The organism is Paenibacillus gorillae (assembly GCF_000513275.1).
Taxonomy (GTDB): Bacteria; Bacillota; Bacilli; order Paenibacillales; family Paenibacillaceae; genus Pristimantibacillus; species Pristimantibacillus gorillae.
Map to the genome: position 1 here is coordinate 1 of NZ_CBVJ010000055.1, position 25,472 is coordinate 25,472.

At 50.4% G+C, this 25,472-nt stretch carries 22 protein-coding genes; 10 read left to right on the forward strand and 12 right to left on the reverse strand.

Translation table 11 applies throughout. From position 1 onward, the window contains the following. Positions 1-101: 101 nt before the first annotated feature. Positions 102-872, reverse strand: a complete 771-nt coding sequence (locus tag TY10_RS10135; protein ID WP_042162942.1) for a DUF3891 family protein — start codon at positions 870-872, stop codon at positions 102-104. Between the two features lie 118 nt (positions 873-990). Beyond that, positions 991-3,306 carry a glycoside hydrolase family 95 protein gene (locus TY10_RS10140; RefSeq protein WP_042162920.1) on the reverse strand — a complete coding sequence of 772 codons (2,316 nt, stop codon included), beginning with the start codon at positions 3,304-3,306 and terminating at the stop codon, positions 991-993. A gap of 110 nt (positions 3,307-3,416) precedes the next feature. On the opposite strand from TY10_RS10140, the gene TY10_RS10145 reads away from it, so the two are divergent. Beyond that, complete coding sequence (locus tag TY10_RS10145) at positions 3,417-4,256, forward strand: helix-turn-helix domain-containing protein (RefSeq protein ID WP_042162921.1); 840 nt, start codon at positions 3,417-3,419, stop codon at positions 4,254-4,256. 278 nt (positions 4,257-4,534) lie between these two features. Here the strand turns inward: TY10_RS10145 and TY10_RS10150 are convergent, their stop codons facing one another. From TY10_RS10150 to TY10_RS10160, 3 genes are all read right to left on the reverse strand, one after another. Then, on the reverse strand, positions 4,535-5,545 hold the full coding sequence (locus tag TY10_RS10150) for an LLM class flavin-dependent oxidoreductase (RefSeq protein WP_042162922.1): 1,011 nt from the start codon (positions 5,543-5,545) through the stop codon (positions 4,535-4,537). 315 nt (positions 5,546-5,860) lie between these two features. Further along, positions 5,861-6,181 (reverse strand): ArsR/SmtB family transcription factor, encoded by a 321-nt coding sequence (locus tag TY10_RS10155; protein WP_042162923.1) that lies wholly within the window; start codon positions 6,179-6,181, stop codon positions 5,861-5,863. 592 nt (positions 6,182-6,773) lie between these two features. Continuing rightward, positions 6,774-8,612 carry a stalk domain-containing protein gene (locus TY10_RS10160; RefSeq protein WP_052350465.1) on the reverse strand — a complete coding sequence of 613 codons (1,839 nt, stop codon included), beginning with the start codon at positions 8,610-8,612 and terminating at the stop codon, positions 6,774-6,776. Positions 8,613-9,044: 432 nt separating this feature from the next. Here TY10_RS10160 and TY10_RS10165 point away from each other — a divergent pair, with 432 nt between their 5' ends. Continuing rightward, a complete protein-coding gene (locus TY10_RS10165) occupies positions 9,045-9,407 on the forward strand; it encodes a globin domain-containing protein (RefSeq protein ID WP_042162924.1) in 363 nt (120 codons plus the stop codon). Positions 9,408-9,561: 154 nt separating this feature from the next. Next, the gene (gene acnA / locus TY10_RS10170; RefSeq protein ID WP_042162925.1) at positions 9,562-12,270 is read left to right on the forward strand and encodes an aconitate hydratase AcnA; all 2,709 of its coding nucleotides are present in this window, start codon (positions 9,562-9,564) and stop codon (positions 12,268-12,270) included. A gap of 196 nt (positions 12,271-12,466) precedes the next feature. Here acnA and TY10_RS10175 read toward each other — a convergent pair whose 3' ends face one another. The 3 genes from TY10_RS10175 to aroC all read right to left on the reverse strand — a co-directional run bounded on the left by TY10_RS10175 (position 12,467) and on the right by aroC (position 15,291). Beyond that, positions 12,467-12,955 (reverse strand): hypothetical protein, encoded by a 489-nt coding sequence (locus TY10_RS10175; protein WP_042162926.1) that lies wholly within the window; start codon positions 12,953-12,955, stop codon positions 12,467-12,469. Between the two features lie 382 nt (positions 12,956-13,337). Continuing rightward, on the reverse strand, positions 13,338-14,033 hold the full coding sequence (locus TY10_RS10185) for a TerC family protein (RefSeq protein WP_155985796.1): 696 nt from the start codon (positions 14,031-14,033) through the stop codon (positions 13,338-13,340). Positions 14,034-14,232: 199 nt separating this feature from the next. Beyond that, positions 14,233-15,291 (reverse strand): chorismate synthase, encoded by a 1,059-nt coding sequence (gene aroC / locus TY10_RS10190; protein ID WP_042162928.1) that lies wholly within the window; start codon positions 15,289-15,291, stop codon positions 14,233-14,235. Between the two features lie 116 nt (positions 15,292-15,407). On the opposite strand from aroC, the gene TY10_RS10195 reads away from it, so the two are divergent. From TY10_RS10195 to TY10_RS10210, 4 genes are all read left to right on the forward strand, one after another. Beyond that, positions 15,408-16,289: a LysR family transcriptional regulator gene (locus TY10_RS10195; protein WP_042162929.1), complete on the forward strand. Its 882-nt coding sequence runs from the start codon at positions 15,408-15,410 to the stop codon at positions 16,287-16,289. Between the two features lie 138 nt (positions 16,290-16,427). Beyond that, complete coding sequence (locus TY10_RS10200; protein WP_042162930.1) at positions 16,428-17,060, forward strand: helix-turn-helix transcriptional regulator; 633 nt, start codon at positions 16,428-16,430, stop codon at positions 17,058-17,060. A gap of 87 nt (positions 17,061-17,147) precedes the next feature. After that, positions 17,148-18,086, forward strand: coding sequence for an oxygen-dependent tRNA uridine(34) hydroxylase TrhO (trhO, locus tag TY10_RS10205; RefSeq protein ID WP_042162931.1), 939 nt, complete (start codon positions 17,148-17,150; stop codon positions 18,084-18,086). 15 nt (positions 18,087-18,101) lie between these two features. Further along, positions 18,102-18,353 (forward strand): DUF1450 domain-containing protein, encoded by a 252-nt coding sequence (locus TY10_RS10210; RefSeq protein ID WP_081735198.1) that lies wholly within the window; start codon positions 18,102-18,104, stop codon positions 18,351-18,353. A gap of 70 nt (positions 18,354-18,423) precedes the next feature. Here TY10_RS10210 and TY10_RS10215 read toward each other — a convergent pair whose 3' ends face one another. Genes TY10_RS10215 through TY10_RS10230 form a run of 4 tightly spaced genes read right to left on the reverse strand, consistent with a single transcriptional unit; the run spans position 18,424 to position 22,135 of the window. After that, positions 18,424-18,648, reverse strand: coding sequence for a hypothetical protein (locus tag TY10_RS10215; protein WP_042162932.1), 225 nt, complete (start codon positions 18,646-18,648; stop codon positions 18,424-18,426). Between the two features lie 19 nt (positions 18,649-18,667). Further along, positions 18,668-19,162 (reverse strand): helix-turn-helix transcriptional regulator, encoded by a 495-nt coding sequence (locus TY10_RS29750; protein WP_155985794.1) that lies wholly within the window; start codon positions 19,160-19,162, stop codon positions 18,668-18,670. After that, positions 19,125-20,321, reverse strand: a complete 1,197-nt coding sequence (locus TY10_RS10225) for a response regulator (RefSeq protein ID WP_052350466.1) — start codon at positions 20,319-20,321, stop codon at positions 19,125-19,127. Before TY10_RS10225 ends, TY10_RS29750 begins: the two co-directional genes overlap by 38 nt. Beyond that, entirely contained in the window at positions 20,318-22,135 is a 1,818-nt protein-coding gene (locus TY10_RS10230) for a cache domain-containing sensor histidine kinase (protein ID WP_238327532.1), read from the reverse strand. Before TY10_RS10230 ends, TY10_RS10225 begins: the two co-directional genes overlap by 4 nt. 111 nt (positions 22,136-22,246) lie before the next feature. On the opposite strand from TY10_RS10230, the gene TY10_RS10235 reads away from it, so the two are divergent. The 3 genes from TY10_RS10235 (at position 22,247) to TY10_RS10245 (ending at position 25,383) form a co-directional block, all read left to right on the forward strand. Next, on the forward strand, positions 22,247-23,134 hold the full coding sequence (locus TY10_RS10235) for a carbohydrate ABC transporter permease (protein WP_042162934.1): 888 nt from the start codon (positions 22,247-22,249) through the stop codon (positions 23,132-23,134). Further along, positions 23,134-23,964 (forward strand): carbohydrate ABC transporter permease, encoded by an 831-nt coding sequence (locus TY10_RS10240; protein ID WP_042162935.1) that lies wholly within the window; start codon positions 23,134-23,136, stop codon positions 23,962-23,964. The genes TY10_RS10235 and TY10_RS10240 overlap by 1 nt, the downstream gene beginning before the upstream one ends. Positions 23,965-24,087: 123 nt before the next feature. After that, positions 24,088-25,383, forward strand: a complete 1,296-nt coding sequence (locus TY10_RS10245) for an ABC transporter substrate-binding protein (RefSeq protein WP_042162936.1) — start codon at positions 24,088-24,090, stop codon at positions 25,381-25,383. Positions 25,384-25,472 lie beyond the last annotated feature (89 nt).

Consider the following 25,472-nt stretch of genomic DNA (forward strand, 5'->3'; position numbering starts at 1 on the left):
GAAGCGAATCAGGAAGTGAACATTCCGAACCTTCGCTAAACGAGGGTTGTCACGTAAAAAAGCTGGACTCAGGCGTTAATGCGCCTGGTCCAGCTTTATTTCTATGCAGATACAAATCGAATAGCATGCTCACGCAGCTCCGCCTTGCGATAAGCCGCCTCCAAGCCGAGGGCTGCCGCATTATCCTTCGACACCTCTTTGTAAGTAATAACGGTGTCTACCGTCTGAACGAACGGGAATGGATCTAGCGCAATCTCCGTATGGCCCCGCCAATCGGCGAACAGCTGCTGCTCCTCCCCCTTATTCCCTTGAGGCTCATAGCGAAAGCCATTCGCAAACCAGCTAATCTCGGATCTTGGCGTTCCAGGCTCCCGCATGCAAGCGAATAAACTAAGCCCATCACATAATAAAAGTGCGCTAATATGCTTGCGAAGCTGATGCTCATCTACCTTGAACAGCTGCTTGATCCGGTTCTGCCTGTCATACTCGCGATTAACGAATTGGACGGCATCCTCGTCCTGAAACTTCTCAACCAGCGAAGTATACAGCATGCTGCACAGCAATGCCGCGTAGCCATTCGTAGACTGTACTTCATCCAGCCCTTTATTATAATAAAGAAATCTGACTTTTGGAGGAAAATCAATAAAGGAATAAGGAGCGCTGGCTTTGTCATTCCACAGCGGCCAGCTGTCCAGATCAAGCCAGCTGCGGTCATGCTCATAGGCGGCGAAGATGATGTCGCCAAGCCGCGGGTCAACGTTGCCCGCTTGATCCTGCCAAGCTGTCCATGCCGACATCAGGTCGCCGGATATGCGGGCATGCTCATGCTGGGCAATTAAGATGTAAGCGTTCTCTTTCTCGTATAAGATCATTGGTTTTCTACCATCCTCTCCGTTAAAATCTGCCAATACCTCTATTTTAACCGTTTTGCCGCCAAAAATGAAGAAAGGAATCAGGAGCAAAGCCGCTCCCAATCCCCAATTCTAACATTTATTGCATCGCAGTGATCGTATATTGACCGCCCGCTGCTGCTTGCCATTGCACCGAACCGTCTGGCTGCCGGAATGATTCTGCCGCGATACCGTCAGCCCCCGTAATCGTCACGTCTTCGGTGGTACGTATCGTACAAGTCCGGTTAGACCCCGATAGCACGACCGCTCTCGCAAGCTTGCCTTTCGCCCATTCCAGGTTAACTTCAAATCCGCCTCTTGCTCTTATGCCGGAGAAGCTGCCCTCCTGCCAAGCCTCTGGCAAAGCCGGCAATAAATGAATTTCCCCTGTATGGCTTTGAACCAGCATTTCGGTTATGCCGGCCGCACCGCCAAAATTTCCGTCAATCTGAAACGGCGGATGATTGTCCAATAAGCTCGGGAGCGTCGAATGGGTAAGCAGCGCATGCACGTTGCGGTAAGCCTGCTCCCCGTCTTCCAGCCTCGCCCAGAAGTTGATAATCCATGCCCGGCTCCAGCCCGTATGTCCGCCGCCATTCGCCAGCCGGCGATCCAGCGTGACTCTGGAAGCTTCAGCCCATTCCGGCGTTCCTCTCACTGTGAACCGCTTGCCGGGATGAAGCGCGAACAGATGGGAAATATGACGATGTCCAGGCTCCGCTTCCTCGTAATCCTCCATCCATTCCTGGATCTGACCGTGCTTGCCAATGGCCGGCTGCGGCAGACGATCCTTCAAGCTTTGCCAGATATGGCATAGTTCTTCGTCCGTCTCAAGCACAGCTGCTGCTTCTATACATGCAGTAAACAGCTCGTGCAAGATCTGGCTGTCCATCGATGGACCGATGCACAGCGTTCCCGACTGTCCATTTGGCAAAATGTAAGTATTCTCAGGGGAGACAGATGGGGTCGTCACGACACGGCCATCCTCCGTCTCGGTCAAGAAGTCGATGAAGAAGGCAGCCGCTTCTTTCATCGTTGGATATGCACGCTCCAGGAAGCCCCGATCCAAGCCGTATTCATAATGCTCCCACAGATGCAGGCAGAACCAAGCCGCTCCCATCTGCCAATAGGACGCAGGCAAATACTTGTCCTGAGGTGCGGTATCACCCCAAAGATCGGTATTGTGATGGGCAACAAAGCCGCCGCAATCATACATCGTTCTAGCTGTATGTCTGCCCGGCACTCTCATCCGTTCGATCAGATCGAAGAGAGGCTCGTGGCATTCCGCCAGATTGCCGGATTCTGCCGCCCAATAATTCATCTGTATGTTGATATTGATCGTATACTTGCTGTCCCAAGGCGGCAGCATATGCTCATTCCAGATGCCTTGAAGATTAGCAGCGAGCGAGCCCGGCCGGCTGCTGGAAATAAGCAAATAACGGCCAAACTGATAGTACAGCGCGATTAGTCCGGGATCGTCCCCTCCTGCCTTTAGCTGGTCCAGCCTTGCATCTGTCGGCAGTGCATCACTCTCGGCTTGAAGGTTATCTGCTCCAAGCCTCAGCTCCACTCTCCGCGACAGCAAATGGAAGTCCTCGAGATGCCGTTCCTTCAGCTCCTCATACGAGCGATTAGAGGCGTTTGCCGCCGTCTGCAGAGCATAGCTTTCCGGATCCTCATGCCGATAGGAGGTTACGGCGCTAAGCAGCAGCGTCACCTGATCGGCTTTTTCGACAATCAGGTATTCCCCGATTATACGCACCGTACCGCCTCCCGCTGCCACTCGCAACACGGTCCGGAAGTCGGAGCCGTTTTTGCCGCCGCAGTTGCCGCGCATAATGATGGTATCGTCGCCTTCCCTCGCCAATTCATCGTAATATCGATTGTTGCCGCGGCTTAAGCGAGCTTCGAATGAGATACCGCCCAATTTATCAGAAGTCATCCTCGTAACGATAACCTGATCCGGGAAGCTAATGAATTGTTCGCGTTCATAGCGGGTTTGCCCCGCCGTATAACGGACAGAAGCGATGCCGTCGATCAGATCGAGTCTTCGCTCATAATCACGCACCCCTTCGCCCTCATATTGGAAGGATAGATGCAAATCACCAAGCGGCATATAGTGGCGCTGCGATTCGGGAATGCCAGACAGCGCCATAACGGACAGCTCCTGCGCTTCATTAAGCCGTCCCTCCGCCAATAACCGGCGAATTTCCGGAAGGTTAGGCAAGGCGTCCGGATTGTTCCGGTCGGTTGGCCCGCCGTACCAGACGCTGTCTTCATTCAATGCAATCCGTTCGTTGTACACATCGCCGAATACCATCGCGCCCAGCTTCCCGTTTCCTAGCGGCAGCGCCTCGTCCCATATTTTGGCCGGCTGTTTATACCAAAGCTGGCTCTTCATCGTAGTGGATGTCATTTTCGTATCACGGCTCCTATTCGCTTTCTATTCAAGTTTTTTTCCATTATGATAGAGACTAGACTAGATAGAGCTAGCAATCATTATTACGAAATTAAAGGTGAGGCCCTATGGCTACAATTCACGATAAAAGCGCTTTCTCCGAACTGCTGCAATCGCTGCAGATTTTGCTTCATGAAGCCCACGTCACGCAGGTAACCGCCCACTGGGGTGAGACCGATTCCGTGCAGCCCTACAATAAGCTTTACTTCATTACCGGTGGGGACGGCTGGCTCAAAATCGGCAGCGACACCTTTTACCCGAAAGCCGGTCAACTGGTGCTTGTCCCCGCCCATACGCAGCATTCCTTCTCTACCGTTGCCGGACAGCAGCCTTACCGCAAATACTATTGCCATTTCAACGTCATGGCAGGCCCGTTCGATTTGTTCCAGTGGATTGGCGTTCCGCTCTGCATCGATGCTGCCGATTATGAACGGACCGAGCGCCAATTCGCCGACATGGTTGCCTATTATCACGGCGGGGGCATCGTCGGAAAAATCCGCGAAAAGCAGACACTGCTGGATATCGTCGCTACTTTTCTGGAGCTTGTGCCACTTCGTGTCCTACAGCATCGCACTGAGGAAATGAACCGGCTTGGCATCATTCAGCAATTCGTCGAATCCCGCCTAGGCAGCGGCATCAGCATTGAGCAAATGGCGGAAGCCGTCCATTTGCATCCGAACTATTTTATAACCTACTTCAAGAAGCACTTCGGCATGCCGCCGCTGAAATATGTAAACCGCAAGCGCACTGAACATGCCAAGCTGCTGCTGACGACAACGCCGCTTAGTATTAAAGAAATTGCCGATCAGACCGGCTTCAAGGAGACGAATCACTTCACGAAGTTTTTCCGCAAGGAAACGTCCTATACACCAACGGACTACCGCTCCGCGTTTGCCGCAGCGCCTTAATTCGATTATAAGAGCGGCAGCGCAACGCGGCGATGGCTGAAACTAAGCAATAGGTGCAAAAAGTTAATGTCTATAGCTTAATTAGAATAAAAAAAGCAGCCTGAGAATTCTGGCTGCTCTGGTGTAACTCCTATTCAGATTCCGTCACATGATATTTTTCCCCCATATGTATACTAAAACTCCAAACTGGCAAAAACTCTTGTTCATCATAATAAATTACAAACAAAAAACTGACGCCAATATCGTTATAGGCATCAGTTTTTTGTCGCATTTCACTCTCAGCCTTTTGCAATCTGAGAAATGATCTCGTAGGAACGCAGCCGTTCCTGATGATCATAAACAGCGGAATTAATAATAACCTCATCTGCTTGCGTATCGGCAATGAATTGGTTCAGCTTGTTCCGGAACGTTTCCGGACTGCCCGTAATGCCAGCCCGCAGCTGCTTATGAACGGCTGCCTTCTCCTGCTGTGTCCAAAGCAAATCCATATTTGTAGGCGGCTGAATCAGGCTTGGCGCACCGCCGCGGATAATATTCAAAAACTGCTGCTCCATCGTCGTCGCCAGGTAAGCCGCCCGTTCGTCCGTATCTGCAGCAATTGCATTGAGACCAACCATTGTATACGGCTTATCAAGATACTTCGACGGTACAAAGCTGCTGTGGTAGGCATGAAGAGCAGGCAGTGTATAATCAGGTGAGAAATGGCTGGCAAACGCAAAAGGCAATCCCAACTGACCGGCCAAACGGGCGCTAAAATCGCTAGAGCCCAGCAGCCATACCGGAACGTCTAGGCCTTCTCCGGGAACGGCTCTTACTCGTTTGCCAGGCGTCGATTCGCTAAAATAATCGAAAAGCTCATCCACCTGCTCGGGGAAGTTCTCACCGTGGCTCAAATCTCTGCGCAGCGCCATCGCCGTCAGCCGGTCACTGCCCGGCGCGCGCCCCAGTCCGAGATCAATGCGGCCAGGATATAGCGATTCCAATGTGCCAAATTGCTCGGCAATGACGAGCGGAGAATGGTTCGGAAGCATGATGCCGCCCGAGCCTACTCGTATACTGGAGGTGCCGCCGGCAATGTAGCCGATAACGATTGAAGTGGCTGAGCTGGCGATACCGGGCATATTATGATGCTCCGCTACCCAGTAGCGGTTATAGCCCCATTTCTCCGCATGCTGCGCCAGATCAAGACTGTTGCGAAGCGCATCTCCAGGTGTAGCTCCCACGACGACAGGTGCAAGATCGAGTATCGATAATGGAATGTTTCCAAGTTGTTTTTTTGTTGCAGTCATAGCACGTACACTCCCTTTGGTAGTTTCATATTGAATATACAAATATCCAGAAATATAGATGAATAAGACGCTGCTAAGGGACAGTTTTCCCTTGAACCGCTTCAGACGAAGGTGAACAGCAAGCTGAGCGTGCCTTTTCTCTTGGAGAGTTTCCCCCAAAAGTTAAATATCCAACGTGCCTTTTTCCATAAACGGTTCCCTCTGAAATTGTTAGCAGGGACGCATTTTCCACAAAATTGTTTCGCAGAAGATGACCAACGAATATGCCTTTCCCCTTAGACTAATTTCGCAGGGAATAACGACAGCTCGCCAACTCTACAGCTGGCGACTGACATATTCGCTGAATAACCGGATTGTCTCTTCGTTTCTGCGATAATACGTCCACTGCCCTACCCGCTGGGACTCCAGCAAGCCTGCCTTTTGCAACGTCTTCAAATAGCTGGATATAACGGATTGCGCAAGCCCCGATTTCTCTTGAATGAAACCGACGCATACCCCATTATTGGGATCACATTTGAGTGGCAGCTCAAAATTTTCCGCCAGCTCGCCCAAATGCTTCTGCGGATCTCGCAGCCATTCCAGTATTTGCAGCCTTGTTTCATTCGATAACGCTTTATAAATGAGTAAAGGTTCCATAACGAGTATTATATATCTATAAAAATAGATATGCAAGGCTAACCTTACAACGAGTTGAAATTGATGCCCTTTTACATACTATAGTTAGTTTCATGAACAAATACTGGGGATAGCGAAGCTGATTCGCTAATTTGAGAAGCCACCTTCGCTCGTCAGTAGCAAAAGGCAGGGTACATGTGCGATAGCGAGCCTATTTTCGCCATTGGAGAACCTGGGTTCTCCAATGGCGAAGAATAGTTCGCTAATTGAAAGCTTCCCTTGATTCTGCTCATGTTTGGTCATTTAGAGCGAACAGAGCTTCGCTAAATTGCGAAGCAGGTTCCCTCTAGCACGGGTTGACTAACCTGCAACCGTCAATGAGCGCAGCCACCGAATTGTAAAAAAAGCTGCCGTATGTATTTAAGCCGAATGCGCTCTCCTTTCCGCATAAGACGGCTCACAAACTGCTCGCTACCGCACAGGAACTAAACACTCGAAAACCATACTCATCAATTCACCAAAACACTCGCTCCTTCCAGCCCATCTCTCCCTACAAAAAAACGTGCAAAAATGTTTCCATCTCTGCACGCTTTTTCCGTCTATCAAGCTTGCCTTATTGAACAATGGCTGGCAGCGGAATAAACATCATATGAATGGGCAGGTTGCTGCCCGATGCTGGTGAGAAGACGATGGTGACATTCTCTTCCGTGTTGCCTGTCCGATAGAGAACACCCGCTTCACCCGAGCTGGTCAAAATATTTTCATTAGTCATATAAGTCAGTTTGCCGTTAACGAGGAAAGACCCGCCATAGTGGCCGCCTCTAGCATTGAGCGCAATCAGCGTATTCGGCTGAACGCGTTCCAGCACAAGCTTGTAATTGACGCCATAATTGCCGATGTTCGTTTGTTCAAAGCCGGATAAAGCATCATACCCTTTTTGATAGGAATCGTAGGTTTGATCGCCAAGCACAATTCGCGACGCTGATCCGCCAATTGGAGCGGGCAGCGTAATCGTCCGGTCGCCGTGCTCGAAGGTTCCCCTTGCGTGCTTGCCGTCCCACGGCAATGCCGGCAAGAGCGGCAGCATAGCTAACGGATCCTTGTCTGCATCTACGACAACCACAGACAACCGAACTGCAGCGGATGTCTGCACATCGGCATGCGCTGTAATGACTTTGCCCGTCGTCAGCACCTGATCGCTAACGGAGGTAAGTGTGACCCGGCTTTCCCCGGCAGGAATGACGGTCGTCTTCCCTTGCACAGAGGATTCCAAATAGCGTGCTAACGCCATTTTTCCAGTCGCGGATACGTAGGTCGACGGACCGCCGATACCTATTTTACCCGTCGTAACCGTAACCGGCTGACCATCCGTATTCTCATTGGTCGCAACTATATAAATTCGAACAGGCGATGTACGGCTGTTTTGGTTATGAATAAGAAAACGTACATTCCCCGATACAGTGTCGCTGTAATGAACGCCCTCTTCCACAATTGTCTCAGGACTGTTGGCGCGAATTAACGTCTGCTGCCCGCTTTCCTCAATTGCATAATTAATGGCTGGCATTTGCAGGACGCTGGCTGCCGGAATGACAAACTTATCGCCAATTGGCGTAAAAAGCCGGTCATACTGTTCTTTTGTATAAAGCACTTCATCCGTGATGACGATCGTTTGTGATACTTCCGAAGTCAGCCCCTCTTTATCGGTAACCTTCAAGGAAATCGTCTGCGAGCCCGGCTCAAAAAAAGCGGTTCCGTTGTTTGTCCATTCGGTTTTGACAATGCCTTTATCATCTGTGCTTTGGTCGGTGTAAACGACCCGTTCTCCGATTTTGTACTGCTGTTTATCGGTCGTAAAAGAAGCTGCCGGCGGCTCATTGACAGGCACTGGAGGAGGCGTCGGTGTCGTTGGCGGTGTAGGTGTAGGCGGGGCGGTAGTCCCGCTTGACGTGATGATGATTTGCTTCAAGCTGTTATTCACAGCAAGCTTCATTTGAAGCGGCGTTACGAAGGACCGCAGAGGCACCATCAGCGTCCCGTTTTTGACGTAAACAGCTCCGCCTGCTGAAGCAGCTGCACCATTGATTTTATAGGAAGCGCTATTCAGCTTGTAGCGTATCGCAACACCGTCTGCACTCGTAAATTCATATTCTTTGGTTGCCGCATAATAAGTTACTTTAAGTCCAAGGCTCGTCCCCAACGAGCGTGCTGCTACAAAGGTTACTCCCTTGGCTTCCACTGTAGGCTGCGAGGCCAAGAACAGCTGCCCCTCGGCATACATCTTGCTGCTTTGCTGCATAATGATCCATTGTCCTGATTGACTTTGACTTGCCGATGTTACTGCCGCTTGGCTGTTGTCCACATTTTCGGTCTCGCTGCCTTCGGCATGCACAGTCCCGGCCAGCGCTGCCGCGATTAGAACGGACAACGCCGCAATACTTGCTTTTCTTAGCATTTGTTTCTCCTCATATGTATATTCTGGTTAGCTTAACTATCCATTTAAACGTTCCCTTCTGCGTAAAGTTGCGAAAATAACAGCAGGAAAAAGCACCCATTGTTCATGCAAAGTGCTTCTTCATTACAAATTGAACGTGAGCCGCGATAGACTCACGGGGCGGCTTGCCTGCAATAAGCAGCAGCTTTAGCCGTTATTCCAACGCTGGAATACGGTGATGGTGATGGCTAGCTTTCGGCTCATGCTTCAAGCGATTAGCTTGCTCTTTTCGCCAAGTGTCCCCTCCGTCCAAAGCCGGCGTCTCCTTCTACAATTGTTGTTCATCAGTTGACATCACACTCAGATTCATCGAACATAATAGGGTGAACGCGCAACAGAATTTTATCGGTGTGAACATATAACTTTTATTGAAGGAAAGGACGGTTATTCATTATGACTTTAATTGAAACGCTTGGAGGCGTGGAAGGCGTGCGCCGTATTGTGGAATCCTTTTATCCGAAAGTATTGAAAGATCCGTTGATCGGTCCGTTGTTTCCACAAGACATCGATCCCGTAATGGACAAGCAGACGCTGTTTTTGACACAATTTTTTGGCGGTGAGCCCTTATATACGGAGCAGTATGGGCATCCTAGAATGCGTGCCCGCCATATGCATGTGGAAATTACGAATGACCATGCGGCAGCGTGGCTTCGTTGTATGAACCAAGCGCTGGCGGAAAATGTAGCGGATGAAGCGCTGCGGGAGATGATTATGGAGCGTCTGAGCGGAAGTGCTTATTTTTTTGTAAATGCCTAGAGGCGCGTGATAAATTCCATATTTGTACCACGGTTAATGCTTTACGAATGGCCGGTTTTCGCGCTATAATAAGGATATAACGATTTTGAAATAGTGTTTCACGGTATGAAACATGCATCGTTCAATCTTACCTTTAAAGGGGGAGCTTCAAGAAATGGCAAACCAAGACCATTACGCTTCAAGATCCAACCTTGAAGTTGGAGGCAAACAGTACGGTTACTACAGCCTTCAAGCACTTCAAGAGCAAGGACTCGGAGAAATCTCCAAACTTCCATTCTCAATCAAAGTATTGCTCGAAGGCGCTGTACGTCAATTTGACGGCCGCGCAATTACAAAAGAGCATGTTAAACAACTGGCTGACTGGGCAGTTAGCCGCGACGACAAAGAAATTCCTTTCATTCCTTCCCGTATCGTTCTGCAGGATTTGACTGGCGTACCAGTAGTCGTTGACCTTGCAGCAATGCGCGAAACGGTTAAAAGAGCAGGCGGCGATCCTAAGAAAATCAACCCGCTCGTTCCTGTCGATCTCGTTATCGACCACTCGGTTATGGTCGACGCTTTCGGTTCCCCGGACGCACTCGAAATTAACCAACGCATCGAATTTGAGCGTAACGCAGAACGTTACCGTTTCTTCCGTTGGGCACAAACAGCGTTTGACAACTTCCGCGCTGTACCGCCGGATACAGGTATCGTTCACCAAGTTAACTTGGAGTACCTCGCATCCGTTGCTGCTACAAAAACAATCGACGGCGAAACTTTTGTTTTCCCTGATTCTCTTGTAGGTACGGACTCCCATACAACAATGATCAACGGCCTTGGTATCGTAGGCTGGGGCGTTGGCGGCATCGAGGCAGAAGCCGGCATGCTGGGCCAACCGCTGTACTTCGTTACACCTGAAGTTATCGGTTTCAAACTGACAGGCAGCCTGGCTGAAGGCGCTACGGCGACTGACCTTGCGCTGACGATTACACAATTGCTTCGTAAAAAAGGCGTTGTCGGCAAATTCGTTGAGTTCTTCGGTTCCGGCTTGTCCAACATCAGCTTGCCTGACCGTGCTACAGTTGCCAACATGGCTCCTGAATACGGCGCAACTGTCGGTTTCTTCCCTGTCGATGCAACAACGCTTGATTTCTTGCGTCAAACAGGCCGTTCGGAAGAGCAAATTGCTCTGGTTGAAGCTTACTACAAAGCACAAGATATGTTCCGTACAGATGCTACACCAGATCCAACCTTCACTGAAGTGGTTGAGCTGGATCTGTCGACAGTCGTACCAAGCCTTGCAGGTCCTAAACGTCCGCAAGACCGTATCGAGCTGACGAACATGAAAGAAGCTTGGAACGCAATTGCTCGCCAGCCGGTTGACAAAGGCGGCTACGGCCTGTCCGACAGCAAGCTGGATGAAGTCGTTGAAGTGAAACACGTTAACGGCAAAGAAAGCAAAATGCGCGATGGCGCAGTTGTTCTGGCAGCTATCACTTCTTGTACGAACACATCGAACCCTAGCGTTATGGTCGGTGCTGGTCTCGTTGCGAAAAAAGCCGTTGCTCGCGGTCTCGTTAAACCTGAGTATGTAAAAAGCTCGCTGACACCAGGTTCCCTGGTCGTTACCGACTACCTGAAAAAAGCAAACCTGCTGGAATCGCTTGAAGCGCTGGGCTTCCACGTTGCAGGCTATGGCTGCGCGACTTGTATCGGCAACTCCGGCCCGCTTCCTGAAGACATCAGCCAAGCAATTGCAGATAACGATATGACAGTAGCCGCTGTCCTTTCCGGTAACCGTAACTTTGAAGGCCGTATCCACGCGCAAATCAAAGCAAACTACCTGGCATCGCCGCCGCTCGTTGTCGCTTACGCTCTTGCAGGTACAGTAAACATCGATTTCGCAAGCGAGCCAATCGGCACCGATCCAAACGGCCAACCGGTCTTCCTGAAAGACATCTGGCCAACGAACCAAGAGATCGCCGATGCGATGAACGCTTCGCTCTCGCCGGAAATGTTCCGCGCGAAATACGAAAATGTGTACACGCAAAACGAACGCTGGAACCAAATTCCAGTACCGGAAGGCGAACTGTACGAGTGGGATCCGAAATCCACTTACATCGCCAACCCTCCTTTCTTCGACAAATTGGCTGACGGTATCCGCGATGTTGAAGACATCAAAGCGGCTAAAACGTTGCTCGCGCTTGGCGATTCGGTTACAACTGACCACATCTCTCCAGCAGGCAGCATCCGTCCAGACGCTCCAGGCGGCAAATACTTGATCGCTAACGGCGTTGAGAAGAAAGACTTCAACTCCTACGGCTCGCGTCGTGGCCATCACGAAGTGATGGTTCGCGGTACGTTCGCCAACATCCGGATCAAGAACCAAATCGCTCCGGGTACAGAAGGAGGCTTCTCGACTTACCAGCCGACTGGCGAAGTAACGTCGGTATACGAAGCTTCGATGAAATATCAAGCAGACGGTACGAACCTTGTCGTTCTTGGCGGCAAAGAGTACGGTACTGGCTCCTCCCGTGACTGGGCGGCAAAAGGTACGTTCCTGCTCGGCGTAAAAGCGGTTATTACAGAAAGCTTCGAGCGTATCCACCGTTCCAACCTGGTGGGCATGGGCGTTCTGCCGCTGCAATTCCTGCCTGGCGAAGGCTGGAAACAGCTTGGCCTGACGGGTTACGAGACGTTCGACATCGTTGGACTCTCGAACGACGTACAGCCTGGCGACAAAGTTAAAGTTGTCGCTACTAAAGAAGATGGCACGGCAACTGAATTCCAAGTTATCGTCCGTCTCGACTCGCTGGTAGATGTTGACTACTACCGGAACGGCGGCATCCTGCAAACCGTTCTCCGTCAAATGATCTCGAACTAATGGAATGATTAAAGTGGAGGCTCCTGGGAGCCTCCACTTTTTTGTTTGGTTTGGTTTGGTTTGGTTTGTTGTTTTTCCACGCTGTACCTGTTGCGAAAATAACGTGCGTACGTCATTGTAGCCTCCTATATGTGCATATTGCTGCACCTGCACTACATTTCTTTTGACTAATTCGCTTACCCCCTGCTCGGTGCTTTTAATACGCTCTCGTTCTGTATTCAATTACTGCTTTCCCGCCCCTACGTTGGATTGCTCCAACGTAGGGCACCTTCTCCGCTGCTCTTCCGCCTCTACGTTGGATTTTTCCAATGTAGAGTGACTTTTCTGCTGCTCTTCCACTTCTACGTTGAATATTTCCAACGTAGAGTGCTTTCCCTTCCACTTTCCCACCTCTACGCTGGATATTTCCAACGTAGGGTACCTTCTCCGACGTCTTTCCGCCTCTACGTTGGATTTTTCCAACGTAGAGCACCTTTTCCGCCGCCTTTCCGCTTCTACGTTGGATTTTTCCAACGTAGAGTACCTTTTCTGCTACTTTTCCGCTTCTACGTTGGATTTTTCCAACGTAGGGTGCTTTCCCTGCTACTTTCCCACTTCTACGTTGGATATTTCCAACGTAGAGTGCCTTTTCTGCTACTTTTCTGCCTCTACATTGGATTTTTCCAACATAGGGCACCTTCTCCACTACTTTCTCGCCTCTATATTGGATTTATCCAACGCAGGGCGCTTTATCTGCTAAGTTCCCGCCTCTACGTTGGATTTTCCAACGTAGAGTACCTTTTCTGCTACTTTTCCGCTTCTACGTTGGATATTTCCAACGTAGAGTGCCTTTTCTGCTGCTTTTCAGCCTCTACGTTGGATATTTCCAACGTAGAGTGCCTTATCGGCTGCTTTCCAAGCCCTACGTTGGATTTCCCCAACGTAGCGTAGGGCGCTTCTCCCCTACTGACCGCCGTAAAGCTGCTAAACGCAGCTTCATAAGTGCGCAAAAAAAGGTCAACCACTGGTTGACCCCATCATATTACCAGTCATCTTATCTTCGATGACCAGTGATTCAGCTTTATTTTCTACAAAGACGCCCCGTGCTCTCGCCCGGCTTCCGCTTTCTTCTTCACCAGATTGCTCCACAATCCGGCTGCAATGACGAGCAAGACCGCAACGGCGATGAAAGTCCAGCGTAGCGCTTCATTGTCCTCGAACAGATGCCCGAAGGACGGCTCATGGGTAAACATTTTTGCCGCAGTATAGGCCAACACACCCGAACCGACGTATACGATCCACGGTAGCTTATTGAGCAGCTTGATAAACAATGTGCTGCCCCATACGACGATCGGAATGCTAATAATCAGCCCCAAAGCGACAAGCAGTACGTTGCCGTGAGCAGCACCTGCAACAGCGATTACGTTGTCCAGCCCCATTGCCGCGTCCGCGATAATAATTGTACGCACCGATGCCCAGATCGTATTGCCTGCCTTAATATCGCCATGCTCCTCTTCCTGCGACAATAGCCTATAAGCAATCCACAGTAGCAGCAAACCGCCGATAGCGAGCAGCCAAGGCACCTTGAGCAGGTAGACGACCAGTACCGTTGCACAAATCCGGATCGCAACAGCCCCGACAGTTCCCCAAAGAATAGCTTGTTTTTGCTGCTCTTTCGGCAGCTTGCGCGCAGACATGCCAATAACGATCGCATTATCTCCGGCCAGAATTAGATCAATAAAGATAATCGACAACAGCGTCGACCAAAAATCAAGCGTCAAAATCACACGCGTTCCCCTCTTTTCTCCAACCGGTGAAGCCGGCCAGCCGCCTGTATCTTTGTATGTATGTCCCACAAGGACATCAGAGAACAGTGTACTTCCGCCGCCTTTTTTTCGCAATAGAAATATTTTTGGACACGGTGCGGTGCTTCTACATAAAAAACACGCAACCGCCAAAAAGGCTGCTGCGTGCTTCAGATCATTAGTTATGCAATGCCGCTTGACGCTTGAACAAATCCTCCAGCACCATGCATACCATCGCTTCGACTACCGGAATAACACGCGGACAAATGCAAGGATCATGGCGGCCGATCGTCTCAATCGTATGCTCGTCGCCGGACTGGTCTACCGTCTTCTGGGGCTTCGAGATCGAAGAGGTTGGCTTAACCGCAATGCGGAAAACAATATCCTGACCCGTGCTGATGCCGCCGATTATGCCGCCTGCATTGTTGCTCAGGAAGCCGTCTTTGTCCATTTGATCGTTATGCTCGCTGCCCAGCATTTCGGCAGCGTCAAAGCCTGCTCCGAATTCAATGCCTTTCACCGCTCCGATCGACAGCATCGCTTTCGCCAGCTCAGCGTCCAGCTTGTCAAAGGTCGGCTCGCCGATACCCGGCTTTACACCGCGAACAATACATTCTACAATACCGCCGCAGCTGTCGCCGATGCTTGCCAGATGCTCGATTTTCTCGATCATCTTCACCGCTGCTACCGGATCTGCTGCGCGGACCGGATTTTTTTCAATGAAGCTCTCATCAACGGTCTCGCCTTGAATGCCGCCAACGGCTTTCGTGTACGCCGTTACGGATACGCCGCGAAGCGACAGCAGCTTGCGCGCTACCGCGCCTGCGGCTACGCGTCCAGCCGTCTCTCTGCCCGAAGCGCGGCCGCTGCCGCGATGGTCGCGATGAACGTATTTCTCCACATAGGTGAAATCGGCATGCCCCGGACGGAACAGCAATTTATTTTTCTCGTATGCAGAAGGCCGCATATCTGTGTTGTTCAGCATGACGGCGAGCGGAGCGCCGGTTGTCTTTCCTTCAAATACGCCGGACAAAATCTTGATCGTATCCGATTCCTTACGCGGCGTCGTTACCGAGGATTGTCCCGGCTTACGGCGGTCCATCTGGAATTGAATCTCCTGCTCTGTAATTTCCACTCCTGGTGTAACGCCATCTATAATGACGCCAACGGCCTCGCCGTGCGACTCGCCAAATGTTGTCATCGTAAACAATTTACCAAAGCTGCTGCTTCCCGACATCTGTCATCCATCCTTCCGTTTTTGAAACCTTGTTTGTACTATTTATTATAATTTCGTTAGTGATATAATGGAAATAACAATATCATTACGTTGCGATAGAGAGGGTCTATGCCAAAATGGTGCATCTGGAAAGCTACCGTATTTTTTTATTAACCGCCAAAACAGGAAATTTCACAAAAGCTGCGCAAGCACTTCATATTACTCAGCCTTCAGTCAGCTACGCAATTAAACAATTGGAAGAGCATTTTGGCGCCAAGCTATTTGACAGGCTGTCCAAAGGCGTCCGGCTTACCGCAGAAGGAAAAGCATTATATGAATATGTGGAACAATCCTTTTCCCTGCTCGGCCGCGGCGAAAAGAAGCTCCGTGAACTCATTCAGTTGGAAGCCGGAGAGCTTCGAATCGGGGCCAGCGGACCGATTATTAAGCATGTGCTGCTGCCGTATTTGGGCAAGTTCCATGCCGAGCATCCGCAAATCCGCATCCGCCTCATGCAGATCAAGACTAGCGAGGTGACCCGTCAGCTTCAAGAAGAGCAGATTGATCTGGGTCTTGTCCATCTGCCGCTTGAAGAGGAAATGCTCGACGTGACCCCTTTTATCGCAATCCAAGATTGCTTTGTCGTTGGAAAAGCGTATCAAGAGCTTGCCGAGCAGCCATTGACAGTTCGAGAGCTGACGCAAATTCCGCTACTGCTGCCGACGTCCGGGAGCAGCACGAGGCTATTCGTTGAGCACTGGTTTGCGGAACGGGGCGTGTACAAGGAGCCTGATATCGAGCTTACAAGTACAGAAATGATCGTAGAGTTCGCACAGCAGGGCTATGGAGCCGCTTTTGTCGCCCGGCAATTCGCCCAGCGGGAGTTAGCTGAAGGATCGCTTTACGAGCTGCAGCTGGCTGACCCGATCCCGCCCCGCATGATCGGCATCGTGACTCGTAAAAACAAGGTGCTGCCAAGCGCTTCCTCCTCCTTTTTAAACTTGCTTATGAAAGGTTGAGGAGCTGCTATACGTTTCCATTCCGACTTATGAGACATTTTTGTTGAAAAATGATATAGTGTAACTAGCTTTCATATTCGATTTTCTATTAAGGAAACAAAAGATAAAAATAAATTTGACCAATAGGCGGTGAATATCGTGAAGCAAGTGAATGGGCTCTCGACACGCGAAACCATTTTGCATTTGCTCAAAACAAACGGTGAGCTTAGCGCCAAAGATTTGACGGAGCAGCTTGGCCTGACCGGCATGGCCGTTCGCCGCCACTTGGAGAGCTTTGAGAGCAGCGGATGGATTACGCAGCGCTCCGTCAGGCAAGCAATGGGCCGACCGACGGCGCTCTACAGCTTGACTGAGCAAGCAGAGCATTATTTTCCGAAAAAATATAATTCCTTAGCGCTGGATCTGCTAGGCGAACTAGGGCAAGAATCCGGCGACGAAATGGTTAACCTGCTGTTTGACCGCCGTAAGGAATCGATGCTGAGCAAGTATGCTCCTACGATGGAGAATAAACCGCTTGCCGACAAAGTCGCCGCACTGGCGCAAATTCAGAACGAGAACGGCTATATGGTGCAGTGGGAGCAAGCGAGCGAAGATGAATTCGTGCTCAAGGAGCATAACTGCCCGATCGCCGACGTTGCGAACGCATACGGCCATGCTTGCAACTGCGAGCTGCAGTTGTTCCGCTCCCTGCTTAATGCAGAGGTCAGCCGGACCGAATGTCTGGCGAAAGGCGATCGCAGATGCGAATACCGGATTAAAAAAACGATATAGTTGACGAACTTACTAAGCAGGTTTAGCATGGATAAAGCAAGCGGCAAAGATACATTTAATAAATGAACTGGAGAAGTGAGATTCGACATGACGGATATTCAAGACCACAATAACAAACCTTACCGCATTCTGCTCTATTATAAATATGTGCCTATCGAGAACTACGAGCTGTTTGCGGCAGAGCATCTTCAATACTGCAAGGAGCTTGGAATTAAAGGCCGGATTCTCGTCGCGCACCAAGGCATTAACGGAACACTGTCCGGCACGGTAGAGCAGACGGAAGCCTATATGGCTCATATGCGCAGCAATCCGCTGTTTACCGATATGGTGTACAAAATCGACGAGTCGGATTCGCATGTATTCAAGAAACTGTTCGTCCGTCCGAAAAAAGAGCTAGTGACGCTACGCTATGAGAAGCCTCTTGACCCTAACGTACTTACCGGCAAACATCTGTCTCCTAAGGAGTTTCATGAGCAATTGCAGCGTGACGACGTCATTATTATTGACGGACGTAACGATTATGAATATGATATCGGCCACTTCCGCGGCGCAATCCGTCCTACGGTAGAGTCGTTCCGGGAGTTCCCTCAGTGGATTCGCAATAACTTGCAGGATGCCAAGGATAAGACCATTCTGACTTATTGCACGGGAGGAATTCGCTGCGAGACGTTAACGGGAGTACTGCTGGAGGAAGGCTTTAGCGATGTTGCCCAGCTCGATGGCGGCATCGTCACTTACGGCAAGGATGAGGAAGTACAGGGCCGCCTGTTTGACGGCAAATGCTACGTATTCGATGAACGGGTCTCGGTGCGCGTCAACAACACCGACGAAGATGTCGTTGTTGGTACATGCTACCACTGCGGCAAGCCTGAAGACCGCTACATTAATTGTGCAGATGATCTTTGCCACCGTCAGCATATTTGCTGCGAGGAATGCGAAGAGGAGCATGCGGCTTACTGCTCGGACGAGTGCGAAGCCAATGACGCGCCTAAGCGTCAGTTGAAAGTGCTCCAATCGCTGAAATAAGAAGGTGATGCAGCAATGAGCTTGGGACTCGTCGTCGTCGAAGTGTGTGACCGCAATGCGATGGCCCTCCTGCCGCTTGAGGAACTGGAGGAAAAGTTTCCGGAAGCTGCAGTCATGCGAACCAATTGTTTGAATATGTGCAATATGTGCCGCGCACGTCCTTATGCGATGGTGAATGAAAACCGCATCCATGCGGTAACTCCAGAGGAATGTCTGGAGCAGGTGGAAGAAGCGGTGCGTGAGGAAATCCGGTTGTTTTTCGAATAAGCGAACATGGCTGATTAATAGACTGCGGCACCTGTCCAATGGAGGGTGCCGCAGCTTTTTTTCATATGCATTATGACTGACTTTTTTTGAAATCCTGATATCTTTTTAACGCTACAATTAAATTTAAAACGCCTGCTAGAAATATAATAATAAGCATGATAATGGAAAAAGCGTCAAATCCCGCTCTAACCCCGCTGCCGACCGCCCCCAGCTTTGGCTGATGACTATCCCAATAATCGTATAAGACAATGATGAATGGAAGCAATGTAACGATCATACTCGTGATGATATACATAACCAGTCTCTCTTTAACGTTAACCCTCTCCCTCCTGCTTCCGGTATTGATTCGGCGAGACACCCATAACCTTCTTGAACACTTTGCTAAAATATTTCTCGTCGTCGTAGCCGACCATCTCGGCAATTTGAGTGATTTTCAAATTCGGGTTTTGCAGCAGCAGCCTCGCCTTCTCCACGCGAATCCGCGCCAAGTAGTCGAATACGTTCTCACCCATCTCTTGCTTGAACCTGCGTGAAATATATTCCCGGCTCAAGTAAAATCGTTCAGAAATATCCTGCAGCGTCACTTCAAGATGATAGTTCTGCTCCATATACTTTGCAATTTCCTTCATAATGTTGAGGTCCGGCTGACGATTTGCCCCCGCCTGGCATGCCCGTGCCAGCTCCGACAAATCCGATCCCAGCTGCTCCCGCCATGCCTCCAGCGACAAGCTCCCGTCCGTATTCAACAACTTGCGCCATTCCGGCAACAACTCAGGTCCCGCGGTTCGCCAGGTATCGAATACTGTCACCGCAGCGGAACCCCCGAGGCGCCAGCTTGTGCAGCCGCTCCATCATTGCCTTATAATCGGCGTACCACTGCTCCAGCTGCCCTTGTGAGATCGCTGGCATTCTGCCGACTGCTTCCATCCAGCTATTGACCGCCATCTCGATATCTTTCTCTCTTCCGCCTCTTGCAGCGACGCGAAACCGTTCCTCATAATCGCCCATCGATGCAATGCTGGCTGTCGCCACAGTTATAGCCTTCGAAGCCTCATAGCAATGAAAGCCGTCACCCGCAGCCAACAGATTGCGCTGCTTCAGCGCCGTCCGCGCCGCTTGGAAGGACTCTACGATGCCGCCAGGAAAGGACTGCTCTGTCCCAGCACCGAAGTCAATTCGGCTGTGTATCGTCTCCCGGATGCCGTCCCGGATACGGCGCAGTGTAGCCTCCCAATCGCCAAGCCCTCCCCAGAGCAGCAGCACGATTTCATGCTCGCTGTTCCAGTAACGGAATGCAAAGCCGCGGTCATCGCGCCGCAAAAACTCATTGCATACGTTCGTCAGAATGAAAAACAGCAAATCGCGGTTATGGATGAACTTTTGCGCCACACCTGCATCAATAGAATCGATAGGGATGACTGCCGTTCTGCACCGTTCAATCTGCTCCAGCTTAAATTCCTCTTGAAGCAGTGCAGGCAGCTGAGATCTGCCGCCAGTCTGGGTAATAAGCCCGGAAAACAGCTTATCCCAATAAACCGGCTTAATCTGATTCATCTCGATATTCCGCTGCTGCTTGATTTGACGCTCCCGTTCCTCCTTTTCCCAGCACTGCTTGGCCTTCACCAGTGCTTCAGTCAGCTGCTCGGGATCAATCGGCTTCAGCAAATAATCCTGGCCCCCATATTTCATCGAGCTGCGGACGAGCTCGAAATCGTCATAGCCGCTGACTACAATCGTTTTGCACTTCCGTCCTTCCGCATACAGCCAAGAGAGCAATCCTACTCCGTCCCGATGCGGCATCCGCATATCGGTAACGACGATTTCCGGCTGCCGCCGCTCGATCATGTCAACCGCCGCATCTCCGTTATCCGCTTCATAAATGTTATCGATCCCCAACTCCTTCCAGTCAATAAGCAGCCGGATCGCCTCGCGCACATGCTGTTCGTCATCCACTAGCAGCACATTCATGTCTGTACCTCCAGTCCATAGTGAAGCGGTATACGAATCGTAATGATAAATCCGCCAGACGGCGGCGAATCTACGCTCATTTCTGCCTCTTCGTCATAGTAGAGCTTCAATCGCATCCATACGTTGCTGATGCCAATGTGGTTCTGTTCCTCCAGCAGCACAGCCGTCGAGCGATGCAGCATTCTTCGCAGTTCCAGCAGCTTATCGGCGTCAACGCCGCTGCCGTTATCCTCTACCTGAATGGTGAGCCACTGGCCGTCCGTTGCATCGGCAGAAATGCGGATGCAGCCGCTGCCGTCCGTCTTCTCGTAGCCGTGCTTGAAATAATTCTCAATCAACGGCTGCAGCAGCATTTTCGGCACAAGAATGGCTTGTGAATCTGGATCAATGCCGTAGACGACAGTCAGCTGATCGTTAAAACGCTGCTTTTGCAGCTCCAAATAAGCCTTGGCGTGGCTGAGCTCCTGCGAGAAAGGAACGATAGCTTCGCCCGTATTCATGTTGTATCGCATCATTTTGGCAATAGCGGAGATTAGGGAGTATACCTTTGGCGCCTGCGCCTGAAGCGCCAGCGTCCCGATCGATTGCAGCGCATTGTATAGAAAATGGGGATTGATCTGCGCCTGCATCGCCTTCAGCTGATTGGTCTTGTTCGCGATCTCCAGCCGGTACTCCCGGTTAATCAAATCTTTGATCGTCTGGAGCATCGTATTGAACCGCCTTGCAAGAATGGCTACTTCGTCCCGCCCATGTACAGGGACGACGATGTTGAAATTGCCTGCCTGCACCTGATTGATATGGCCGATAAGCCGCTTGATCGGATTAGTGAAATGATACGAGACGAATATGCTCGCAATGACGACAAGCGCCATAAACAAAATAATGATCGTCGTATTGATTGTCCGGATCGCGTTTGCGCTCTCGTACAAATAGGAGTAAGGGAGCTGCTTAACGACAATCCAATCCATATAGTTGGAGCTGATCGTATCATAAATGACGATGCCTGAGAAGGAGCTGTCCTTCCATTTCATGACGCCGCTATCCGCGCCGGAAGCTACCTTTTCGGCCCATGCCATATTCTCGCCACTGCTGTTCTCCGAGCAGATGACATTCTTGTCCCTATCGATAATATAAAGCTTTTCCTGATCGGAGAGCGTAAGCTGTTTGCATACTTTGTTGAGCTCGGCAGACTGTACGTCGATGGCCAGATAGCCGATCACATCATTGCTTGGCGTACGTATTATAGGTCTTTTCAATGTGAAAACGCTTACCTTTTTGACCGATTTGCTCCAATCCAGATTGTAATTGATGCTGTTATGCGTCGCTTGCACGAATGGTGCAGAATCACCCTTCTGATCTTCAGGCCATTCACTTGGCAAACCGATGCCGCTGCGGAAAAAACCGCGAGAGAGCAAATAGGATAATTTATCGCTGCCAATCTCCAGATAAATCTGATGAATGCCTTTAGCGGACTGATAAATATTAAGAATGTGGGTGTAGACGAGCATGTTGTTTTTCAGATCGAAATCAGCAGCATCGGTGTTGGCAGACTGTCCGCGCTCGATCAAGGCATACAAGGAATTGGAAGCATTCAGGTTGTTGTAGACGTCTAATGAGGACTCATTGATTTTGTCCATGTAGCCGCTAATATTGTTTTTTCCGAGTGAGAGAAGCTTCTGATTTTCGTGGATCGCCTGCTCGGTGACCTGATTTTTAATGTAAAAATTGGAGATGATCATCGAGATCGTAATCGGAATAACCGTTACCGCCAACAGCAGCGCCATCAGCTTTCTGCGTATACTTGTCGCAAACAACCCGCTTCCCCCCAGGTCAATATATTACACCAAACCCATCATATCTATCTGTGTTCCAAAAAACAATAACGGATTATATTTACATCATAACCCCCCGATAGGAGGCATTCGATGCATACTCGCAAACAATCCAGGCAATGGCTGCAACAGCTCGTGTTCCTTGGGCCCGGGACGATCGCTTTCTCGATCATCGTTCTTATCCCATTTCTGCTCGGCTTCTACTATTCGTTCACAGAATGGAACGGACTCGACCTGGACAAAGCCAAATGGACGGGCATGAACAATATTACCCGGATCTTTACGAACGACGACAAGTTTTGGACCGCTTTCGGCTTTACGCTGCGCTTCACCTTTGTCACCATTATCGCAACTAATGTGCTAGGCTTTTTGCTCGCACTGCTGCTTACCCGCCCGCTCAAGGGCAGAAACGCGCTGCGGACGATCTTTTTTCTGCCGAATGTGCTGGGCGGCATTTTACTCGGCTACATCTGGCAGTTCATTTTCACCAAAGGCTTCAAAACGATCGGAGAATTGACAGGCTGGCCGATATTCGAGCTGCCTTGGCTCGGAACTCCCCATACAGGGTTCTGGGGACTTGTGATCGTCTTCGTCTGGCAGACAGCGGGCTACATGATGATCATCTACATTGCTGCTATCGTTGGTGTGCCGAAGGATCTCATGGAAGCGGCGACGATTGACGGGGCAACCTACTGGCAGTCGATTAGTAAAATCACGGCGCCGCTTATTATGCCGGCCATTACCGTCTGCTTGTTCCTGACAACCTCCAACGCATTCAAAATGTTCGACCTGAACTTCTCGCTTACGAAAGGCGGCCCCGGCACTTCTACGCAATCGCTGGCCTACAACATTTATGCCGAGGCGCTTATCAACAACCGGTACGGACTAGGAACAGCTAAAGCGATGTTATTCTTCTTCGCAGTCTCGATCATCGCCGTCACGCAGGTCTGGCTGACCAAACGGAAGGAGGTTGAAGCTTAATGGCTGCCTCCCGATTCCGCCACTATAGCGTCGTTACGCTGGTTCTGCTGCTTGCGCTGCTGTTTCTGTCGCCGTTCTACTTCGTCCTCGTCAATTCGGTCAAATCACTTGGCGAAATTATGGTGGATGCTGCTTCGCTCCCAAAAATTTATTTATGGACGAACTATAATGAAGTGTGGGAGATTATCCGCTTTCCTAAGGTGCTGTTCAACTCCATTCTCATTACGGGTGTGAGTGTCGCCGGAATTGTACTCGTCAGCGCCATGGCGGGATACCGGCTCGTACGGAGACCAACGACGTTCAACAAGCTGCTCTTTACTTGCTTCATCGCGGCAATGATTATTCCATTCCAATCAATCATGCTGCAGCTCGTTCGAATCACAAGTCTGCTGGAGCTGCGAGGCAATCTGCTGGGCATATTCGTCTGCTACTTAGGCTTTGGCCTTTCGCTTTCGGTGTTTCTATTCCATGGCTTTGTGAAAAGCGTACCAGTAGAGATCGAGGAGGCGGCAGTCGTCGACGGCTGCACTCCGTACGGCGTGTTTTGGAAAATCGTCTTCCCGCTGCTTCGTCCGATTATGGTGACCGTCATCATTTTGAACGGATTATGGATCTGGAACGACTACTTGCTGCCGGTGCTCGTCATTGGAGCGAATAAAGATTTGACCACTATTCCGCTTGCCGTCACGCGCTTTTTCGGACAATATACGAAGCAATGGGATTTGGCGCTCGCTGGACTCACCATGAGCGTGGCACCAATATTAGCCGTCTTTCTCATGCTGCAAAGACATATTTTGGAAGGTATTTCTTCAGGTTCCTTAAAAGGGTAATAAATCAATATTTTGCACTTTTATAGACAATGAATTCAGTGTTGCTTCCTCCATTCGAAATCTATAATCGAATTGTAAACGCTGCTATATCCTCAATCTTCATACCTTTAGGGAGGTCAAGACATGAAAAAACTATCGATTCTGCTGGCATCCATCCTGCTTATTATTGCAGCAGGCTGCGGCAACGGCGGCAACAATGGGGGCAAAGAAAGCACATCCCCAACGACGGAAGCAGGACAAAAGGAAGAAACGGCGCCTCCGAAAAAAGACGTCACCATCAAGGTGTTTCAATTCAAGGTTGAAATCGCGGACGCACTAAACCGGATGGCTGAGGCTTATGAGAAAGAAACAGGCGTAAAGGTTCAAGTCGAAACGCATGGCGGCGGCGAGGATTACAACGCCCTGCTGCGGGCTGAAATTGCCGCAGGCTCCGAGCCCGAGATTTTCAACGCGGAAGGCTTTGCTGCTCTTGAGGCTTACTATGATCGTGCGACCGACCTGTCCGGCGAGCCATGGGCTAAGGATGTGATTGAATCTGCCGCGGCACCTGCTAAGGTAGACGGCAAGCTGCTGGGCATGCCGATGAACATTGAAGGCTACGGCATTTTCTACAATAAAGAATTGTTCGCCAAAGCGGGCATTACCGAGCTTCCTAAGACGCTCACGGAGCTGGAGGCTGTCGTCGCTAAGCTGGAAGCCGCCGGCATCACGCCGTTCGTTACAACGAATGAATGGTGGTCGATCGGGCATCACACCATTAACGTAGCGCTTGCTGAGCAACCGGACCCTGTCGCTTTCGTCGAAGGTACCAAGACGGGAACTGAGCTGTTCAAAAACAATGAGATTTTCCAAAAATGGACGAAGTACGTTGATCTTGTATTCAACCACAGCCAGAAGGACAAATTGACGACGGACTACGCAACGCAAGTGGCAACCTTCGCTTCCGGCAAAGCTGCCATGATTCAGCAAGGCAACTGGATTCAAGGCGATATCGACAAGGTAGGAAAGCTGGACATCGGCCTGCTGCCGATTCCGATCGACGACAGCGGCAAAGCCCGCATCTACACAGGTCCGGCTAACTTCTGGATCGTTAACAGCAAATCGAAAAATGCCGAGGAAGCTAAAGCATTCCTTAACTGGATGGTTACATCCGATACGGGCAAATCGTACATTACGAAAGAATTCAAATTCATCCCTGCCCTCACTTCCATTACAGCTACGACTGAGGATGTTGGTCAAATGGGCGCGGCCGTATCGGAGCAAGCAGCATCTGCTGGCGGCTGGCATTGGGGCCGTTACCCGGATGGCGTAACACAAGGCTGGGGGGCAGCAATGCAAGAATATCAAGGCGGCCAGATCAACAAGGATCAGCTGCTCGATAAATTCAACAAAACGATATCGGATATCGTGCAAAAATAATGTTCAAAACGGCTGCTGCCGGAAGGTTTGTTTCACGCCTTCCGGCAGCAGCCGTTTGATTATCCGGCAACTAAGGGTATAATGGAGAG

Excerpts from the sequence above, each read along its gene's own strand:
- TY10_RS10135 (WP_042162942.1), bottom strand. The coding sequence starts at position 872 with ATGATCTTATACGAGAAAGAGAACGCTTACATCTTAATTGCCCAGCAT.
- TY10_RS10140 (WP_042162920.1), bottom strand. The coding sequence starts at position 3,306 with ATGACATCCACTACGATGAAGAGCCAGCTTTGGTATAAACAGCCGGCC.
- TY10_RS10145 (WP_042162921.1), top strand. The coding sequence starts at position 3,417 with ATGGCTACAATTCACGATAAAAGCGCTTTCTCCGAACTGCTGCAATCG.
- TY10_RS10150 (WP_042162922.1), bottom strand. The coding sequence starts at position 5,545 with ATGACTGCAACAAAAAAACAACTTGGAAACATTCCATTATCGATACTC.
- TY10_RS10155 (WP_042162923.1), bottom strand. The coding sequence starts at position 6,181 with ATGGAACCTTTACTCATTTATAAAGCGTTATCGAATGAAACAAGGCTG.
- TY10_RS10160 (WP_052350465.1), bottom strand. The coding sequence starts at position 8,612 with ATGCTAAGAAAAGCAAGTATTGCGGCGTTGTCCGTTCTAATCGCGGCA.
- TY10_RS10165 (WP_042162924.1), top strand. The coding sequence starts at position 9,045 with ATGACTTTAATTGAAACGCTTGGAGGCGTGGAAGGCGTGCGCCGTATT.
- acnA (WP_042162925.1), top strand. The coding sequence starts at position 9,562 with ATGGCAAACCAAGACCATTACGCTTCAAGATCCAACCTTGAAGTTGGA.
- aroC (WP_042162928.1), bottom strand. The coding sequence starts at position 15,291 with ATGTCGGGAAGCAGCAGCTTTGGTAAATTGTTTACGATGACAACATTT.
- TY10_RS10195 (WP_042162929.1), top strand. The coding sequence starts at position 15,408 with ATGGTGCATCTGGAAAGCTACCGTATTTTTTTATTAACCGCCAAAACA.
- trhO (WP_042162931.1), top strand. The coding sequence starts at position 17,148 with ATGACGGATATTCAAGACCACAATAACAAACCTTACCGCATTCTGCTC.
- TY10_RS10210 (WP_081735198.1), top strand. The coding sequence starts at position 18,102 with ATGAGCTTGGGACTCGTCGTCGTCGAAGTGTGTGACCGCAATGCGATG.
- TY10_RS10215 (WP_042162932.1), bottom strand. The coding sequence starts at position 18,648 with ATGTATATCATCACGAGTATGATCGTTACATTGCTTCCATTCATCATT.
- TY10_RS10225 (WP_052350466.1), bottom strand. The coding sequence starts at position 20,321 with ATGAATGTGCTGCTAGTGGATGACGAACAGCATGTGCGCGAGGCGATC.
- TY10_RS10235 (WP_042162934.1), top strand. The coding sequence starts at position 22,247 with ATGCATACTCGCAAACAATCCAGGCAATGGCTGCAACAGCTCGTGTTC.
- TY10_RS10240 (WP_042162935.1), top strand. The coding sequence starts at position 23,134 with ATGGCTGCCTCCCGATTCCGCCACTATAGCGTCGTTACGCTGGTTCTG.
- TY10_RS10245 (WP_042162936.1), top strand. The coding sequence starts at position 24,088 with ATGAAAAAACTATCGATTCTGCTGGCATCCATCCTGCTTATTATTGCA.